This is a genomic window from Bradyrhizobium sp. STM 3566, from assembly GCF_045571445.1.
GTDB lineage: Bacteria > Pseudomonadota > Alphaproteobacteria > Rhizobiales > Xanthobacteraceae > Bradyrhizobium > Bradyrhizobium vignae.
In genome coordinates this window covers 1,988,129-2,003,799 of sequence record NZ_CP120692.1, presented here as the reverse complement: position 1 = coordinate 2,003,799, position 15,671 = coordinate 1,988,129, and the positions used below count along the sequence as shown (strand labels likewise).

General features: G+C 66.1%; 14 protein-coding genes and 1 pseudogene. 8 read left to right on the top strand and 7 right to left on the bottom strand.

Translation table 11 applies throughout. From position 1 onward, the window contains the following. The first annotated feature begins 128 nt into the window (after positions 1-128). Together P6U27_RS09545 and P6U27_RS09540 are read left to right on the top strand one after the other, a co-directional pair. The gene (locus tag P6U27_RS09545) at positions 129-905 is read left to right on the top strand and encodes a DUF2147 domain-containing protein (protein WP_122401950.1); all 777 of its coding nucleotides are present in this window, start codon (positions 129-131) and stop codon (positions 903-905) included. A gap of 296 nt (positions 906-1,201) precedes the next feature. Then, positions 1,202-2,662, top strand: a complete 1,461-nt coding sequence (locus P6U27_RS09540; RefSeq protein WP_244607930.1) for a FecR domain-containing protein — start codon at positions 1,202-1,204, stop codon at positions 2,660-2,662. Between the two features lie 261 nt (positions 2,663-2,923). Here the strand turns inward: P6U27_RS09540 and P6U27_RS09535 are convergent, their stop codons facing one another. Continuing rightward, positions 2,924-3,511, bottom strand: coding sequence for an NUDIX hydrolase (locus P6U27_RS09535; protein WP_122401948.1), 588 nt, complete (start codon positions 3,509-3,511; stop codon positions 2,924-2,926). Positions 3,512-3,580: 69 nt separating this feature from the next. After that, entirely contained in the window at positions 3,581-4,444 is an 864-nt protein-coding gene (gene asd / locus P6U27_RS09530) for an archaetidylserine decarboxylase (protein ID WP_122401947.1), read from the bottom strand. Between the two features lie 35 nt (positions 4,445-4,479). On the opposite strand from asd, the gene P6U27_RS09525 reads away from it, so the two are divergent. Then, positions 4,480-6,144 (top strand): aminotransferase class III-fold pyridoxal phosphate-dependent enzyme, encoded by a 1,665-nt coding sequence (locus P6U27_RS09525; protein ID WP_122401946.1) that lies wholly within the window; start codon positions 4,480-4,482, stop codon positions 6,142-6,144. A gap of 329 nt (positions 6,145-6,473) precedes the next feature. Here P6U27_RS09525 and P6U27_RS09520 read toward each other — a convergent pair whose 3' ends face one another. The 3 genes from P6U27_RS09520 to P6U27_RS09510 all read right to left on the bottom strand — a co-directional run bounded on the left by P6U27_RS09520 (position 6,474) and on the right by P6U27_RS09510 (position 9,042). Next, positions 6,474-7,133: a hypothetical protein gene (locus tag P6U27_RS09520; RefSeq protein WP_407193926.1), complete on the bottom strand. Its 660-nt coding sequence runs from the start codon at positions 7,131-7,133 to the stop codon at positions 6,474-6,476. 132 nt (positions 7,134-7,265) lie between these two features. Further along, positions 7,266-7,955 (bottom strand): methyltransferase domain-containing protein, encoded by a 690-nt coding sequence (locus P6U27_RS09515; RefSeq protein ID WP_036038402.1) that lies wholly within the window; start codon positions 7,953-7,955, stop codon positions 7,266-7,268. A gap of 34 nt (positions 7,956-7,989) precedes the next feature. After that, positions 7,990-9,042, bottom strand: coding sequence for a glycosyltransferase family 4 protein (locus tag P6U27_RS09510; protein ID WP_407193925.1), 1,053 nt, complete (start codon positions 9,040-9,042; stop codon positions 7,990-7,992). A gap of 273 nt (positions 9,043-9,315) precedes the next feature. Between P6U27_RS09510 and P6U27_RS09505 the strand changes: the two are divergent. Together P6U27_RS09505 and P6U27_RS09500 are read left to right on the top strand one after the other, a co-directional pair. Continuing rightward, a pseudogene (locus P6U27_RS09505) lies at positions 9,316-10,031 on the top strand (L,D-transpeptidase). A 112-nt stretch (positions 10,032-10,143) separates the two neighbouring features. Then, entirely contained in the window at positions 10,144-10,563 is a 420-nt protein-coding gene (locus tag P6U27_RS09500; protein WP_122406503.1) for a cytochrome c family protein, read from the top strand. Between the two features lie 135 nt (positions 10,564-10,698). Here the strand turns inward: P6U27_RS09500 and P6U27_RS09495 are convergent, their stop codons facing one another. Beyond that, on the bottom strand, positions 10,699-11,022 hold the full coding sequence (locus P6U27_RS09495) for a hypothetical protein (RefSeq protein ID WP_407193924.1): 324 nt from the start codon (positions 11,020-11,022) through the stop codon (positions 10,699-10,701). Next, positions 11,015-11,809: a DUF899 domain-containing protein gene (locus P6U27_RS09490; RefSeq protein WP_407119958.1), complete on the bottom strand. Its 795-nt coding sequence runs from the start codon at positions 11,807-11,809 to the stop codon at positions 11,015-11,017. Before P6U27_RS09490 ends, P6U27_RS09495 begins: the two co-directional genes overlap by 8 nt. Before the next feature lie 150 nt (positions 11,810-11,959). Between P6U27_RS09490 and P6U27_RS09485 the strand changes: the two genes are divergently transcribed. From P6U27_RS09485 to P6U27_RS09475, 3 genes are all read left to right on the top strand, one after another. Further along, a complete protein-coding gene (locus P6U27_RS09485) occupies positions 11,960-13,180 on the top strand; it encodes a helix-turn-helix domain-containing protein (protein WP_407193923.1) in 1,221 nt (406 codons plus the stop codon). A 30-nt stretch (positions 13,181-13,210) separates the two neighbouring features. After that, entirely contained in the window at positions 13,211-13,849 is a 639-nt protein-coding gene (locus P6U27_RS09480) for a DUF5074 domain-containing protein (RefSeq protein WP_164937171.1), read from the top strand. 141 nt (positions 13,850-13,990) lie between these two features. Beyond that, entirely contained in the window at positions 13,991-15,562 is a 1,572-nt protein-coding gene (locus tag P6U27_RS09475) for a DUF4403 family protein (protein ID WP_407193922.1), read from the top strand. The last annotated feature ends 109 nt before the right edge of the window (positions 15,563-15,671 follow it).

The window sequence follows — 15,671 nt, the reverse complement described above, 5'->3', positions numbered from 1 at the left end:
GAGCCCCGGCCAGGCGCCGTTGTGACGTCCATCACAGAACGCCTGACCACCTCGGCGTAGGGTCGAGCCACGCTTCAACCGCCAGCGACTTCAGTCCATCTCGGGACCGCGCAATTTCGGAGATTGTCATGAACAAGCTCACCATCGCCGCTGCCGCGCTCTTCCTCGTTTCGACCGCCGCCGCGCATGCCGGCAACTCGATCTCGTTTCAGATCGAGGGCCAGCACATCCGCATCGAGACGCCGCGCAACTGCGCCTCACTGAATTGCGTGACCATCATTGCGCCGGGCCTGTCGGACAAGCCGATCAAGCTGGACAGCATCAACCTCAAGGGCCTTGGCGGCTCCAAGGACGATGACGTCGACACAACGCCGGCTCCCGCGACCACAACGGCGCAGCCCGCGCCGGCTCCGGCGCCGCAGCAGCCGGTGCCGCAGTCGCCAGTGCAGGCGACCGCGCCCACCGCGTCGGCCGTCACCACGCCTGCAGCTTCCGCCCCGTCCGCCAGCTTCGACAACACGCAGCCCGCACCTGTTGCGGCTCCTGCTCCCGTTGCCGCGCCCGCGGCCGTCGCTGCTGCTCCCGTGCCGGCTCCGGTTGCCGCCGCGCCCGTCGCGGTACCGAATTCGCCGATCGGCGTGTGGGCGACCGAAGAGAACAAAGGTAATGTCCGCGTCGAACAATGTGGCCCCAATCTCTGCGGCTATGCCGAGAAGACCAACGAGCGCATCCTGATCAACATGAAGCCCGAGGGCTCGAAGTGGAGCGGCCGCATTCGCGATCCGAACTCCGGCCGCAACTACGACTCGACGATCTCGATGAAGAGCCCGAATGCGATGCGCGTGCAGGGCTGCGCCTTCGGCGGCATGTTCTGCGGCGGTCAGACCTGGAAGCGCGTGAGCTGATGCGCGGAGCGCGTGGTCCCTGAGAGATTCGCGATCTTCGTCATGGCCGGGCTTGTCCCGGGCATCCACGTTCTTGGTGTCGCCAAACAAGGCGTGGATGGCCGGGACAAGCCCGGCCATGACGTTGTCGAGAGAGCCAACCCACGCCGGAGCCGCGCACCGCTCGAACGCTCGTCCCTTCCCGTGCGACAGACGTTCATCCGCCATTCAGATGCGCCCGGCTGAAATCCGCGGCTCTCGCCTCGCCTTCTCTCCGGGACCTCCTCGTGACTTCATTGGTAGCTTGGCGCTGCTCCATGTTCGCGCTCGCCCTGCTGGCCTTGCCGCTGGCAGGCACAGGTGTGGCGTTCGCGTCCGATGCCATCGAGCTTGCGCAGGCACAGCCACAAGTGCAGCCGACGCCCGCGCCTTCACCGACGCCATCAGCCTCGCTGACACCGTCCCCGGACGCACAGCCCGCCGCCGTCGAGCCGATCGGCAACGTCGCGACGGTGACGGGGATCGCGACCGTGATCCGCGACAGGAATTCCTATCCGCTGCGGGTGCGCGACGATATCTATCTCAACGACGTCGTGCAGACCTCGTCGAACTCCTCACTCGGCATCACCTTCAACGATGCGACGACGTTCAACCTTTCGGCCAGCGCGAAGATCACCATCGACAATTACGTCTATGAAGATAGCGGCAAGCAGAATTCGGCGATCTTCGACGTCGGTAAGGGCACGGTGGCCTTCGTCGCAGCGGCCGTGGCGAAGACCGGCGACATGAAGATCACGACGCCGACGGCAACGCTCGGCATCCGCGGCACAACGGGGGTTATCGATGTTCCCGAAAGTGCGGCGGCGAACAGGGCGAGCAACGTCAACATCAAACTCTATCCTGACGCCGACGGCCGGGTCGGCCACATCGATGTCGACGACCGCAGCAGCGGGGCGCGGCTCGGCGCGCTGACGCAGGCCGCGAGCGGCTTTGCGATCCGGCCTGGCGCGAGCGGCACCGGCGGCGTCATGCGCTTTACCGCGGTACCGATCACGATTCCCGCGCAGCAGATCGCGCGCGACCGTAGCTTCGTCAGCCAGGTACATCTCGCCCAGACCGCGGGCCGGCAAATCGTCATCGAGCAGCGCGACTTCCGCCGCGCCAATCCGGCCGCGATCAGCCGCATTCCGCGGCCGGTGCAACCGCCGCAGCAGCAACAATTGCGGCCGACGACGGCGCCGGGCCAGCAACCGCAGCGGCCGAACGGACAGCCCGGTCAGAACAATCGTCCAGGTCAGCAACAGCCGGGCACGCCGGGCCGGCAAGGAACGCAGCAAGGCGCGCAACCGCCGCAGCGACAGGGACAAGGACAACAAGGTGGCGCGGTGCAGCCGGGTACGCCGCGTACCGGCCAAGGGCCGCAACAAGGGCAGCAGCAAGGGCAGCAGCAAGGGCCGCGGCAACAGGGCGCTGGTCGCCCGATGGGCGCGCCTCGCGCCGGACAAGGCGCTCAGCAAGGCATCCAGCCGGGCGGCACGCCGCGAGCCCAGCCGCAGCGCAGTGGACAAGCTCCGGTGCAGCCCGGAGTCATCGCGCCGCCACAGCCGGGGCTCACCCCGCAGCCGCAAATGCCGCGCACAGGATTGCAGCCAGGCCAGCCGCCGGCGATCCAACAGCCGGGCATGCAGCGTTCCGGCGGAGTCCAGCAACGCCTGCCGGGCGCTCAACGCCCCGCCGCGCCGCGCAAGCCGGCTCCCAAAGAGAAGGAGCGGCGGTGACATTTCACTTTCGCCCGTCGCGCCCGCATGTGCATCTTCGGCCCGGCGGTGGCCTCTGAGCAAAGAGTGCGAGAGAGGCGCACTCCGCCATCTCCACGTCATTGCGAGGAGCGAAACGACGAAGCAATCCAGAATCTTTTCGCGGAGAGATTCTGGATTGCTTCGCGGCGCTCGCAATGACGATGTGGAGGAAGTTGACGCTCACCTGATCGCATCAACCTGCGGATGCCGTCTCACCTGCGAGCAGCGCGGCTCGAGACTTCACGCTTCGCCGCGCAACCAGGCCTTCACCTTCTGCAACAGGCCGTGCCGCAGTTCATCCACGGACGCAGCTTCCGCCGGTGTCAGCGTTTGCAGGGCTGACTCGATATCGTCGGTGGCCAATGGCGATACCGGCTCGGAATCCTGCTTCGACTCCGGCGCGGACAGAGGCGCCAACCCCGCCGCCGCGAGCGCGATCGGGCCAACTTCGTTGAGGAACGCACGCTCATATTCGCGCGAAAGGCGGGCGATCGCATCGTCCAGCGTCAGCCAGTCGACCGCCTTGATGTCGTTCATCAGCTTGCGGACCGGCGCTCCGTCAGCCTGCATCCGCCAGAAATGCACGATCTTGGAGCGCCCGCCGGACTGATAAGCGAGCGTGCCCAGAAATTCGTGCACGGCAACGTCGTGGCCGGTCTCCTCCAGCACCTCACGGTGCGCGGCTTGCTTCGGCGTCTCGCCGTCATCGAGCTTGCCCTTGGGCAGGACCCATTCGTTGCGCTTGCGCTGGCGCACGACCGCGATCCGTGGCGCAGGTCCACGCCGCAGCACAATTCCACCCGCTGCCATCACCGGCGCCCGCGCCATCGCTCAAATCCGTGTCGATCGAATCGTCCCCGAACGACGATATAGGCAGCGGGGACGGCGGATTGAAGGCTACTTTTTTCTGAGCAGCGCTTGACCGGCGCGAATGCGCGTACCCTCGGCAATGCCATCGCAGAAGATGAAATCGCCGGGCGCCAGGATGATGATGGTCGAGCCGTGCTCGAACCAGCCGAGTTCCTCCCCCTTCGCCACATTGACGTCGCAGGGGAAATTGACCGGGCCGCGGGTCTGCGCGTTCAGCACCATGTCGAGGAAGTGCAGGCGGATGCTCGCGACCAGGATCGCCGCAACGGGCACCAGTGTCACCGCTTCGCCGGTCGCTAGGTGCGTCCGGATCACCGCCCGCTCGTTCTTGCAGAAGAGACGCTCGACGCGCTTGAGCGCGATCGGGTTGACGTTCCAGACATCGCCATGAATCAGCGTGACGCGTTCGATATGGGCGTCATAGGGCGCGTGGAAGCGGTGATACATGCTCGAGGTCAGCCGCAGCGTGACGAAGGAGCCGTTGCGGTGCTGATCGACCAGCGCGGAATCGCCGAGGAGATCGAGTAGCGAATAGGGCGCGCCCTTGACCTGGAACAGCTCGGTGTCCGCGATCTTGCCGTGAGCGCCGACAATGCCGTCCGAAGGGCTGGCAACAATCGAGGGGTCCGGATCGAACGGCCGCAGGCCCGGCTTCAGCTCGCGGGTGAAGCAGTCGTGCAGGCTCTTGAAGTGGGTCTTGCGCGCCTCCGACAGGTCGAGGTCGGAGAACAGCTTCCACAGCGCGATCGAGAAGTCCCGCACGAAGGGATTCTCGATCTTGGAGAACCAGCCCATGAAGCGGGTCAGCGCCGCGCGGGGGATGCGGTTGGTCAACAGGAAGTTGAGGTCTTCCTGCTGGGTGAAAGAGGCGATGAGGGCTTTGACTGTCATGAATCTGTCAGCTCGCAGGTTTAGCGCTTGTTGTCATGGAAACGACACTCCCGATTCTCTCGATGTCCGTGGCCGCCGCAGCCTCCGCTGCCGCCGTCCTCCCGAAGATCAAGGCGCGGGTCGAACTGTCCCGCGCCAAGCACCGCTCGCTCGCCGGGCACTCCAAAATGTCGCGGCGGATGGCGCGGCTGCTCCCATTCTACGAGTTCGAGGGTGACAGGTACTTCGGATGCGACGGCGCGCCCGCGAACATCGTGGCCCAGCGCAAGGACGCCTTCTTCCGCCTCGCCAGGCTTTACGCCGAGCGCTACCCGAAGGGCCGCGCCCTGACGAAGGAGGCGGCGGAGGCGATCTCCGACCTGAACTTCACCGAGAGCTACCGTGTGCCATTCCAGTTCTCGCGTCTCGTGCGCGAGCACCTGGGCACCTCGACCTTCATGGAATCCTCGCGCGGCGTCACCGTCACCGATGTCGACGGTAACACTTCCTACGACCTCACCGGATCCTACGGCGTCAACATCTTCGGCAACGACTTCTACAAGGAGTGCATCGAGGGCGCCGAGAAGCGCGCGCATGCGCTGGGTCCCGTGCTCGGCCCCTACCACCCGGTCATCCTCGAGAACGTGAGCCGGCTCCGCCATATCTCCGGCCTCGACGAAGTCTCGTTCCACATGTCCGGCACCGAGGCCGTGATGCAGGCGGTGCGGCTGGCGCGTTATCACACCAAGCGCACGCATCTGGTCCGCTTCGCCGGCGCCTATCACGGCTGGTGGGGCGACGTGCAGCCCGGCGTCGGCAACCCCATTCCTGCGCACGAGACCTACACCCTCGCCGAGATGTCGGAGAGGACGCTGCATGTGCTGAAGACGCGCAAAGACATCGCCTGCGTGCTGGTCAATCCGCTGCAGGGCCTGCATCCCAACGTCAACGCGCCCGGCGATTCCTCGCTGGTCGATTCCTCCCGCGGCGGCGACTTTGATCGCGCGGCCTATACAGAATGGCTGAAGAAGCTGCGCGAGGTCTGCGACCAACGCGGCATCGTCTTGATCTTCGACGAGGTCTTCGTGGGCTTCCGTCTCGCCGCCGGCGGTGCCCAGGAATATTTTGGCGTCAAGGCCGACATGGTGACCTACGGCAAGAGCCTTGCCGGCGGCCTGCCGGTCGGCGTCGTCTGCGGCAAGCGCGAATTGATGCGCCGCTTCCGCGATGATCGCCCAGCCGACATCTGCTTCGCCCGCGGCACCTTCAACTCGCACCCCTACGTCATGACGGCGATGGACGAGTTCTTGAGCCGGCTCGCCAGCCCCAACTTCCGCGCCGTCTATGACGGGCTGGAAGAGACCTGGAATGGCCGTGTCCAAAAGCTCAACCAAATGATGACCGATGCCGACCTGCCGGTGCGCTTCGCCAACTTCTCCTCGATCTGGACGGTGAAATACACCACCCCGTCCCGCTACAACTGGATGCTGCAATATTACCTGCGCGCCGAGGGCCTGGCGCTGAGCTGGGTCGGCACCGGAAGGCTGATCTTCAGCCTCAACTACACCGATGCCGACTTCACCGAGGTCGCCGAGCGCTTCGTCCGCGCCGCGCGGAAGATGAAGGCCGACGGCTTCTGGTGGCACGATGGCGCCCTTACCAACAAGCAGATCAAGCGGCAGATCCTGAAAGAGATGCTGGCCAAGCGGTTCGGGCGCTGAGGCTTTATCGCGCGGGCTTGCTCCGCCTCTCCCGCTTGCGGGAGAGGCCGCCGCGCTCGCAGAGCGCGGCGGGTGAGGGTTCTCGCCACACGGGGACGCCGTCAGCAATCCCCGACAATCCCGACGCGGAGACACCCCCACCCCAGCCCTCCCCCGCAAGCGGGAGAGGGAGCCTACTTTCAATGCCGCTGCATTGTGTGCACCATGTGCGATTGCCCCACCGCGCGCGGAGAGAGGCGAAGATGCAGCCCCCAAGACGTGGATGCCCGGCACGAGGCCGGGCATGACGTAACCAGCAGACATAGGAGTGCGTTGTGTCCGCCGCGCGCTCAGGCGTGCTGCTCTTCGAGCGTGGGCTCGCCGATCAGGCCGAGGGTGTGCTCGGGGTTGAGATGCAGGCCGGGGTCCATGAGCTCGCCGCGCATCAGGGCCAGCGGCGCCTTGCGATAGAGCATCAGGTCGTGGAACGGATCGGTCAGGATCTTGGTCATCCAGACGAGACCGGTCTCGACGTCGCGGATGAAGAACAGGTGCACGGTGCGGAACAGCAGGCCGCCGCCGCCGACCACGAGCCAGATCTTGGCGACCTGACGCATGAAGTCGGTCGCGCTTTGCCACGGCGTGAACAGGCCGAACAGGGTGGGATCGGCAACCAGCACCAGCGGCGAGAGCGCCCAGATCGCCATCAGCACCACCTTGCGCTGCAGGTTGTAGCCGACCTTGATCTCTTCCTTGTACTCGTGCGTCGCCTGGTTGATGTGGTCGTAAGTGTGCGGCTCGAAGAAGAAGTGACCGGCCTGGCGCGAGGTCATCGAGACCAGCCAACCGACCAGCGCGGAGACCACGGGATCGATGAACAGCCAGATATAGGCGAAGAGGAAGCTCAGCGCGCTGACGAAATGCAGGCTCTGATTGATGCGGCTGTGGTGATAGTAGCGATGGTCGTCCCAGCGCTGGATCCGCAGCTGCTCGAGATAGTTCTTGATCATGCTCTCCCCCAAAATGCTTTCGGGTCCGGGATTACAGGGATTCGATGTAGGCCGTGTGACATCATCATTTCGTCATGTGACGATGTGCAGCGGCGCGATGACGCACGCGACGCGTGAGCTCACGCCGCCTTCTCAAGCCGCCTTGGCGACGTCGACCTTGCGGAAGCGCACCAGCGAGAAGTGCCCCAGCGGTGGAATCAACCGGCGCTCGGCGAGCTCGATGCCGTGCGCGCCGGCGAGCCATTTGGCGTAACGCGACCAGGCGAACTCCGCCGTGCGGAAGCCGAGCGGACGCACCACCGGCTGCAGCTTCTGCTCGATGAAGCGGCGCATGCCGGTGTCGGCGCTGACGCGGGTGAGGATGATCAGCTCGCCGCCGGGACGCAGCACGCGGGCGAATTCGTCGAGCGCCTTCTCCGGGTTCGGCACGGCGGTGACGACGTATTGCGCCATCACGACGTCGAAGGAATTGTCGGGGAATTCGAGCTTCTCGGCGTCCATCACCGCGAGGCCCTCGACGTTCTTCAGCTTCTGCTCTTTCACGCGCCGCCGCGCCTTGTCGAGCATCGCTTCCGAGATGTCGGTGCCGAAGATGCGCAGGTTCGGCGCGTAGAGCGGCAGCGAGATGCCGGTGCCGACGCCGACCTCGAGCACGCGGCCGCCGATCTTGTTGGTTGCCGCGATCGCGGCCTGTCGACCCTTGGCGAACACGCCGCCGAACACGAGATCGTAGACCGGCGCCCAGCGGTCATAGGCCTGCTCGACCGTGCCGCGGGTGAGGTCGAGCTGCTGGGTGCCGTCAAGGTTCATGATCTTGGCCATCGATGAGGTTCTCGCTGTGGGTTCGAATTGACGATCAGCTGCGCACCGGCCGCCGCGCCATGCGAGGCGAGGCGCGCAGGACACGGCTGGGCTGAAGTGAGGTGAGATTGCCGACGAACTGGCGCGCGCTGTTCTCCCAGGAGCGCTCCAGCGCGAAATTGCGGCAGGTCTCGCGCGACATGGTGAGTGCGCGCAGGCACGCGATGCGCAGATCGTGGTCGATCGCGCCGATCGGGTGATCGGCGATGACGTCCTTCGGACCCGTGACCGGAAAGGCCGCAACCGGCGTGCCGCAGGCGAGCGCCTCGAGCTGCACCACGCCGAAGGTATCGGTCAGGCTCGGAAACACGAAGACGTCCGCCGCGGCGAGATGCGCGGTGAGATCCGCCCCCTTCTTATCGCCGAGGAAAACCGCGTCCGGATACTTCTTTTCGAGCGCAGCCTTCTGCGGGCCGTCGCCGACGACGACCTTGGTGCCGGGCAGGTCGAGTGAGAGGAACGCTTCGAGATTCTTCTCCACGGCCACGCGCCCCATGGTCATGAAGATCGGGCGCGGCAGATCGAGGCTCGCGGGAGCGTCGGGATGGAACAGCTCGGTGTCGACGCCGCGCGTCCAGAAGCCGAGCCGCTTGAAGCCGCGTTCGGACAGCTCCTGCCGCAGCGAGGGTGTCGCCACCATGGTCATGGCGGCGGCATCGTGGAAATGGCGCAGCACGGCATAGCCGACCGCGGCCGGAATGCCGGTCCGCACCGAGACATATTCCGGAAAGCGCGTGGTGTAGGAGGTGGTGAAGGCGAGCCGGTTGCGGCGGCAATAGGCCCGCGCGGCCCAGCCGATCGGGCCCTCGGTCGCGATGTGCAGCGCCTCGGGCGTCGCCCTCTCGATCCGCCGTGCGATCTCCTTCCCGCTCGGCAGCGCAATGCGCAGGCCCGGATAGGTCGGCAGCGGCCAGGACGGAAAGCCGTCGGGGGTGAGGAAGTCGATCTCGACATCGAGGGCCTTGGCCGCATTCGCCAGCGAGGTCAGGGTGCGGACCACACCGTTGACCTGCGGATGCCAGGCGTCGGTCGCGATTAATACCCGCATGGGAAAGTCCCGAGAGTTTGATGATTCTCAGGTACCGACCATCAACGAAGGATATTTCAGGCGTGTGACGTCACAGAAGTGTCGGCCCACTGTTTTGTTCGTTAATGGCCTCGCGGAGCCACGAAACTGTCATGAAACAATCCTTGCCGCCATGAAACCGTTTTCGGTTTTCCGCGCAAATGTCCCGAAACGTTTTGCAGTTAATGATCCACGCAACGGAGCACCGAAACGGTGCCGCGGTGAGCAGAACACCGAGCAAACAGGGGCGATCACATGTTCAATCTGGACACGTTCAAGACGTTTTCGCGCGCCGTTGCATTCGGCGCAGTCGCGGTCTCCGCAATCGCATTCGCTGGTGCAGCCAAGGCCGCGCCGGTGCAGCTCTTCCCCTTCTTCCAGCCGCTGCCGCCAATGGCCGCGCCGCAGCCGATCCAGCCTTATCAGCCCTATCAGGCAGCGCCTTACCAGGCCGCGCCGTCCGAGGATCAGGACACCGTCGAGATGCCGGCCCGCTTCCGCCGCCAGACGGTTTCCTACGCGACGCGCGAGGCGCCGGGCACGATCATCATCGATACGCCCAACACCTATCTCTATTACGTGCTCGGTAACGGCCAGGCGCTGCGCTACGGCATCGGTGTCGGCCGCGACGGCTTCACCTGGTCCGGCATCCAGTCGGTGAGCAAGAAGGCCGAGTGGCCGGATTGGACCCCGCCGCCGGAGATGATCGCCCGCCAGCCCTATCTGCCGCGCCACATGGCCGGCGGCCCCGGCAATCCGCTCGGCGCGCGCGCCATGTATCTCGGCAGCACCATCTACCGCATCCACGGCACCAACGCGCCCGAGACCATCGGCAAGCACGTCTCCTCCGGCTGCATCCGCATGACCAACGACGACGTCACCGACCTCTATTCCCGCGTCAAGTGGGCACCAAGGTGATCGTGCTGCCGATGACCGAGCGGCGCGCGGATCTCGGCACCGCGACGCGCTAAAGCGACCGGACATTGTGACGCAAACGGCCCCGGAACCCACCGGGGCCGTTTTCGTTTGCCCTCGAGATCCCGACGCGCGCTCGCTGCGGTGCGGTCTCCGACGGAGGCGCAGATGCAATCACGCCAGCAACCATCGTCAGGCACGCGGCTGCGCTCGATTGCAGGCGCGGGCGCATTGACGCTGCTCCTATCGGCACCCTCCTCGCTGGCGCAGCAGCCGGCGAGCGATGACAGCGGCCAGCAGGCCTTCAACAATTCCTGCCGCACCTGCCACTCCGTGAAGGAAGGCGACAACCGCCTCGGTCCCAACCTCAACAAGATCGTCGGACGCAAGGCCGGCTCGCTGCCGAACTACAATTACTCCTCGTCGATGAAGGAAGCCGGATTCGTCTGGGATCAGGACAAGCTGACCCGCTTCATGGTCAAGCCGGACGAGGTCGTCTCCGGCAACAAGATGCAGCCCTATGGCGGCATCTCGGTGGATGAAGCGGGCAAGATCGTTGCGTATCTGCAGGCGGCGGGAGCGCAATAGCGGCGCAGGCGCCGCGTGTTGGGGCTTGCATCGAAAATCGCGGCGCATCCTTCGAGACGCCCGCCGGCGGCGGCCCTCAGGATGAGGGTTGAGTGTGCGGCTGCATTTTCGCCGCCGGGCCGCGGCCAGTCAGCCTCATCCTGAGGAGCGCGCCCTTGCGCGCCTCTCGAAGGACGAGGCGTTCACACCGGCGGAAGCCGACCGGTTCGAGATCAACCTCAGCCATGCCGCCGAATGAAACGCGCTCATCAAGAGATACATCGGCACCATCCCGCCGAGCAGCGATCCCTGCCCGGCGCCGCACAGCATGTTTGCCGCTCCGTCGCCGAGCACGGCCGTCAGCAGCGCCATGACCGCGAAGGTTGGCGTGGCCGCAAGGCCAAGCCATCTGGCGAGGTGGCGCGCGGCCACCATGCCATCGCGACGGGCGGGCGCGGTTGGGCTCAGCGGACTAGTCACGACCTTCCGCGGCCTCCTTGCGAAACGCCTTCTCGCCGGCGTCCGAGATCTCGACCCACTTCTGATCGGGCGCCGCGCCTTCCGTGTAGCTGTCGTGCCAGTTCCACCATTTGTAGGTCGGCGTCTGCGGATAGCCTGCCGGCGAATCCTCCCACACCTCCTGGCGGCCGAGCGGGGTGATGTCGAGATAGTTCCAGGTGCCGCCCATCTGCTCGTCGCCGCGGCTCTTGACGAAATAGGTGCGGAAGATGCGCGTTCCGTCGCGGTAGAACACGTTGGTGCCATGCCATTCGCCGACGCCGAAATCGGCGTCGAAACTGTCGGTGATGGTGACCCATGGCATGATCCAGCCCATCCGCTTCTTCAGCCTGATGATGTCGGCCTGCGGCGCGCGCGAGGCGAACACGAGCGTGGTGTCGCGTGCGTTGAGGTGGGCGACATGGGCGACCTGGTCCGCGACCATGGAGCAGCCGCGGCAGGCGTGATCGGGCCAGCCGAACACGCCTGGCTCGAAGAAGGCGCGGTAGACGATCAGCTGCCGCCGGCCCTGGAACAGGTCGAGCAGACTGAGCTTGCCGCCGGGGCCCTCGAACGCATAGGTTTTGCTGACTTCCATCCACGGCATGCGCCGGCGCTCGGCGGCCAGGGCGTCGCGGGCACGGGTATGCGCCTTTTCCTTCACGAGCAGTTGCTGGCGGGCGGCCTCCCAATCCTGCGGCGACACCACCGGTGGGGTCTGCATGGCGGTCTGTCCGTTCGTCCCTGCTTTGTCTGCTGAAGTCATCATGGTTCTCCAAACTCCTTGCCTGATGTCTCGTCCGGGCGACCTTCCCGCGTCTCGCGGAACCGATCGTCCCTCGCCGCACATTGTCGGCCGTCAGCGATGTCTGGCACCAAGCGGCTGGGCGGTGGGAGTAACAAGTGTGGCGGGATTGACATGGAGTCGCTGATCACCGCCGCCGCGCGCGCGCTCGAAGCCGGCGATCCGCTCGGTGCCCTGAACCGCGTTGCGCTGCGCAACGATGCGCCGTCGCTGGCGTTGCGCGGCATCGCGATGGCACAGCTCGGCGAGTTCGCCAAAGCCAAGTCGCTGCTGCGCACCGCCGCGCGCGCCTTCGGTCCGCGCGAGGCCGTGGCACGCGCGAGGTGCATCGTCGCCGAAGCCGAGATCGCGCTGGTCTCGCGCGATCTGAGCTGGCCGGTGAAGACGCTCGCGGCGGCGCGCGCGACGCTCGAAAACCACGGCGATCTCGTCAATGCCGCCCATGCAGGCCATGTCGAGGCGCGTCGCTTGCTTCTGGTCGGGCGCCTTGATGAGGCCGAGCGCACGCTGGCCGAAGTCCGCCCTGCGCCGCTCCCGCCTGCCTCCCAGGTCGTCCGCGAGCTCGTGGTCGCCGGCATCGCAATCAGGCGGCTCAGGACGAAAGAGGCACGCGCGGCCCTCGGCCGCGCGGCTCACGCGGCGCGCCTTGCGAGAATCCCGGCGCTCGTGGCCGAGGTCGAGAGCGCGAACATCATACTCGACACGCCGGCAGCGCGCCTGATCGCGCGCGGCAGCGAACACCCGTTGTTGCTTGGAGAAATCGAACGACTGGCGACCTCGACGGCGCTCGTCGTGGACACCTTCCATCATGTGGTGCGCAGGCAAGGCGTCGTGGTGTCGCTGGGAACGCGCCCCGTGCTGTTCGCGCTCGCTCGTCTGCTGGCGCAGGCATGGCCGGCGGATGTCTCGCGAGAGACGTTGATATCAGGCGCGTTTCAAGCCAAGCACGCGGACGAGTCGCACCGCGCGCGATTGCGCGTCGAGATCGGACGGCTCCGCACCCAGCTCAGGCCTTTGGCCGATGTCAGCGCGACCAAGCAGGGCTTTGTGCTGGCGCCGCGGAAGATTCGCGACGTCCTCGTGCTGGCGCGGCCCAATGAGGAGAAGCACGCCGCTGTCCTCGCTTTTCTCGCCGACGGCGAGCCGTGGTCGAGCTCGGCGCTCGCACTTGCGCTTGGGATCAGTCCGCGCACCGTGCAGCGCGCCCTCGAGGAGCTGGCGCGCTCGGGCAAGGTGCAGTCCTTCGGACACGGACGCGCGCGCCGCTGGATGACGCCTCCCGTTCCGGGTTTCCCGACAGGCTTGTTACTCCCCACGCCGCTCCTGAAGACATAAGGTGTGCACCAGTTCACAGGGATCGAGCACATGAAACGTTCAGCCGCCGAGATCGTCACGGAGTATGGACCGTTTCCGGGTGTCGAGGCCGTGCACGGCGTGACCTATGACGGCAAGCATGTCTGGTTCGCATCCGGCGACAAGTTGAACGCTGTCGATCCGGCCAGCGGCAAAATCGTGCGCTCCATCGACGTCGCGGCGCATGCGGGAACGGCGTTCGACGGCCGGCACCTGTTCCAGATCGCCGAAGATCGCATCCAGAAGATCGATGCGGCCTCGGGCAAGGTGCTCGGCACCATCCCGGCGCCCGGCGGCGGCGGCGATTCCGGCCTGGCCTGGGCCGAAGGGTCGCTTTGGGTGGGACAATATCGTGAGCGCAAGATCCATCAGGTCGATCCCGAAACGGGAAAGGTTCTCCGCACCATAGAGAGCAAGCGCTTCGTCACCGGCGTGACCTGGGTCGACGGCGAGCTCTGGCATGGCACCTGGGAGGGCGAGGAGAGCGATTTGCGGCGGATCGACCCTGAAACGGGCAAAGTGATCGAGCAACTCGACCTGCCCGCCGGGGCAATCGTGTCAGGGTTGGAGTCAGATGGCGGCGATCGCTTCTTCTGCGGCGGCGGTGGTAGCGGCAACGTGAGAGCGGTCCGCCGTCCTCGGCGCAGCTAGCCCCCGTCGTGATGACTTGAAGCGCGGCGACGGCGCGTTCGCAGCCGTTAACCTGTTCGCCCCAATTCCACCCAACCGGTGCGCTCTAGCGCCCTCCTCGCCCGCCCTGTAAAATCTCCGCCGGGGCGGCTTGGGGGATCGATGCGACTCACGTTGAATTTGAAGACCATCCTGATCGGCGTCGCAGTGCTCGCGGGATTGTTCTTCATCAGCCTGAAGGTGATGGACGTCCTGTCGCCGCGCGCGACGAATTCGGCGCCGCCGGTCGTCGCGCAGCTGCCGCCGCTGCCGCCCGCCTCGAAGAGCTCCATCGTCGTCGCGCCGGTCGCCATCGCGATATCTGCGATCCGCGAGCAGGCCGAGAAGGCCGCGCCGCGCAATTTCGCCGGTAAGGCCGACAACCCGATCTCGCAGATCCTGGAGAACGCCGATATCGGCTGGTCCGCCGCGCGCGGGCCGATGGCAGCGAGCGGCGACAAGGACGTGCTGACGATCTCGACGCCGCTCACCGGAAAGCTCAACGTGACGGGCTCGCTGTCGTCGAAAGCCACAGGCGCGCTTGGCGACGCACTCGGCAGCGTACTCGGCGGTGACGCAGCGAAGCGGATCGGCGCGGTCAACATCAAGAACCTGAACGCCAGCGCCGAGATCAAGGGCAACGTCGTCGTCACCTCGCGCCCGAAGCTCGCCGCTGCCTGGCATCTCGAGCCCAATCTCGGCGCCCAGGTCAATCTCGGCGACACCAACCTCAACGTCGCCGGCGCGAAGGTCAACGTGCCGGCGCAGGTGAAGCCGCTGATCGACAAGAATGTCGGCGAGCAGATCAACGCCGTCTCCGAGCGCATCCGCAACGATCCATCGCTGCGCGAGAACGCGAAGGCGCAATGGGTCAAGGCCTGCCGCTCGATCCCGCTGCAAGGCTCGGGTTCATCGGCCGCGCTGCCGCCGCTCTGGCTCGAGATGAAGCCGGTGCGGGCGATCGCGGCGCAGCCGCGCGTCGATGCGCAGGCCGTGACGCTGCTGCTCGGCCTCGAGGCCGAGACGCGCGTCACCTCGACGCAGACCAAGCCGGAGTGTCCGTTCCCCGACAAGATCTCGATCGTGCCGCCGACCGGCACCGGCGTGAACATCGGCGTGCCGATCGACGTGCCCTTCACCGAGATCAACAAGCTGATCGCAGCGCAGATGGTCGGCCACACCTATCCCGAGGACGGCTCCGGCCCGGTCGACGTCACCGTCAAGAGCGCCAACGTCATCCCCTCGGGTGACCGGCTGCTGATCTCGCTCTTGGTGCGCGCCAAGGAGAAGAAGAGCTGGTTCGGCTTCGGTGCCGAGGCGACGGTGCACATCTGGGGCCGGCCGGTGCTCGACCAGGCGCGGCAGACGCTGCGCCTCGCCGACATCCAGCTCGCGGTGGAGTCCGAGGCCGCCTTCGGCCTTCTGGGCGCCGCCGCGCGCGCGGTGGTGCCGCAGATGCAGCAGGCGCTGCTCCAGAAGGCAACCCTCGACCTGAAGCCGATCGCCGCCAACGCGCGCGAGAAGATCGCGGCCGCCATCGCCGACTACCAGAAGAGCGAGGACGGCCTCAAGGTCGAGGCCAGGATCGAAAGCCTCACTCTCGCCGACATCGCGTTCGATTCCAAGACCCTGCGCGTGGTCGCGGAAGCCGGCGGCTCGCTGAATGTGTATGTGACGAAGCTGCCCGGAATGTAGCGCGCCCCCACTCACCGCGAGGCTATGGCATTTGAGAGCTTCTCCCCGCGGCCATCCTACGAGACGCCCGCTTTAGGCGGGCTCCTCAGGATGAGGACGGAGTGCGCGG

Coding starts and splice junctions, on each gene's coding strand:
- P6U27_RS09545 (WP_122401950.1), top strand. CDS start 129: ATGAACAAGCTCACCATCGCCGCTGCCGCGCTCTTCCTCGTTTCGACC.
- P6U27_RS09540 (WP_244607930.1), top strand. CDS start 1,202: ATGTTCGCGCTCGCCCTGCTGGCCTTGCCGCTGGCAGGCACAGGTGTG.
- P6U27_RS09535 (WP_122401948.1), bottom strand. CDS start 3,511: ATGGCGCGGGCGCCGGTGATGGCAGCGGGTGGAATTGTGCTGCGGCGT.
- asd (WP_122401947.1), bottom strand. CDS start 4,444: ATGACAGTCAAAGCCCTCATCGCCTCTTTCACCCAGCAGGAAGACCTC.
- P6U27_RS09525 (WP_122401946.1), top strand. CDS start 4,480: ATGGAAACGACACTCCCGATTCTCTCGATGTCCGTGGCCGCCGCAGCC.
- P6U27_RS09520 (WP_407193926.1), bottom strand. CDS start 7,133: ATGATCAAGAACTATCTCGAGCAGCTGCGGATCCAGCGCTGGGACGAC.
- P6U27_RS09515 (WP_036038402.1), bottom strand. CDS start 7,955: ATGGCCAAGATCATGAACCTTGACGGCACCCAGCAGCTCGACCTCACC.
- P6U27_RS09510 (WP_407193925.1), bottom strand. CDS start 9,042: ATGCGGGTATTAATCGCGACCGACGCCTGGCATCCGCAGGTCAACGGT.
- P6U27_RS09500 (WP_122406503.1), top strand. CDS start 10,144: ATGCAATCACGCCAGCAACCATCGTCAGGCACGCGGCTGCGCTCGATT.
- P6U27_RS09490 (WP_407119958.1), bottom strand. CDS start 11,809: ATGATGACTTCAGCAGACAAAGCAGGGACGAACGGACAGACCGCCATG.
- P6U27_RS09485 (WP_407193923.1), top strand. CDS start 11,960: ATGGAGTCGCTGATCACCGCCGCCGCGCGCGCGCTCGAAGCCGGCGAT.
- P6U27_RS09480 (WP_164937171.1), top strand. CDS start 13,211: ATGAAACGTTCAGCCGCCGAGATCGTCACGGAGTATGGACCGTTTCCG.
- P6U27_RS09475 (WP_407193922.1), top strand. CDS start 13,991: ATGCGACTCACGTTGAATTTGAAGACCATCCTGATCGGCGTCGCAGTG.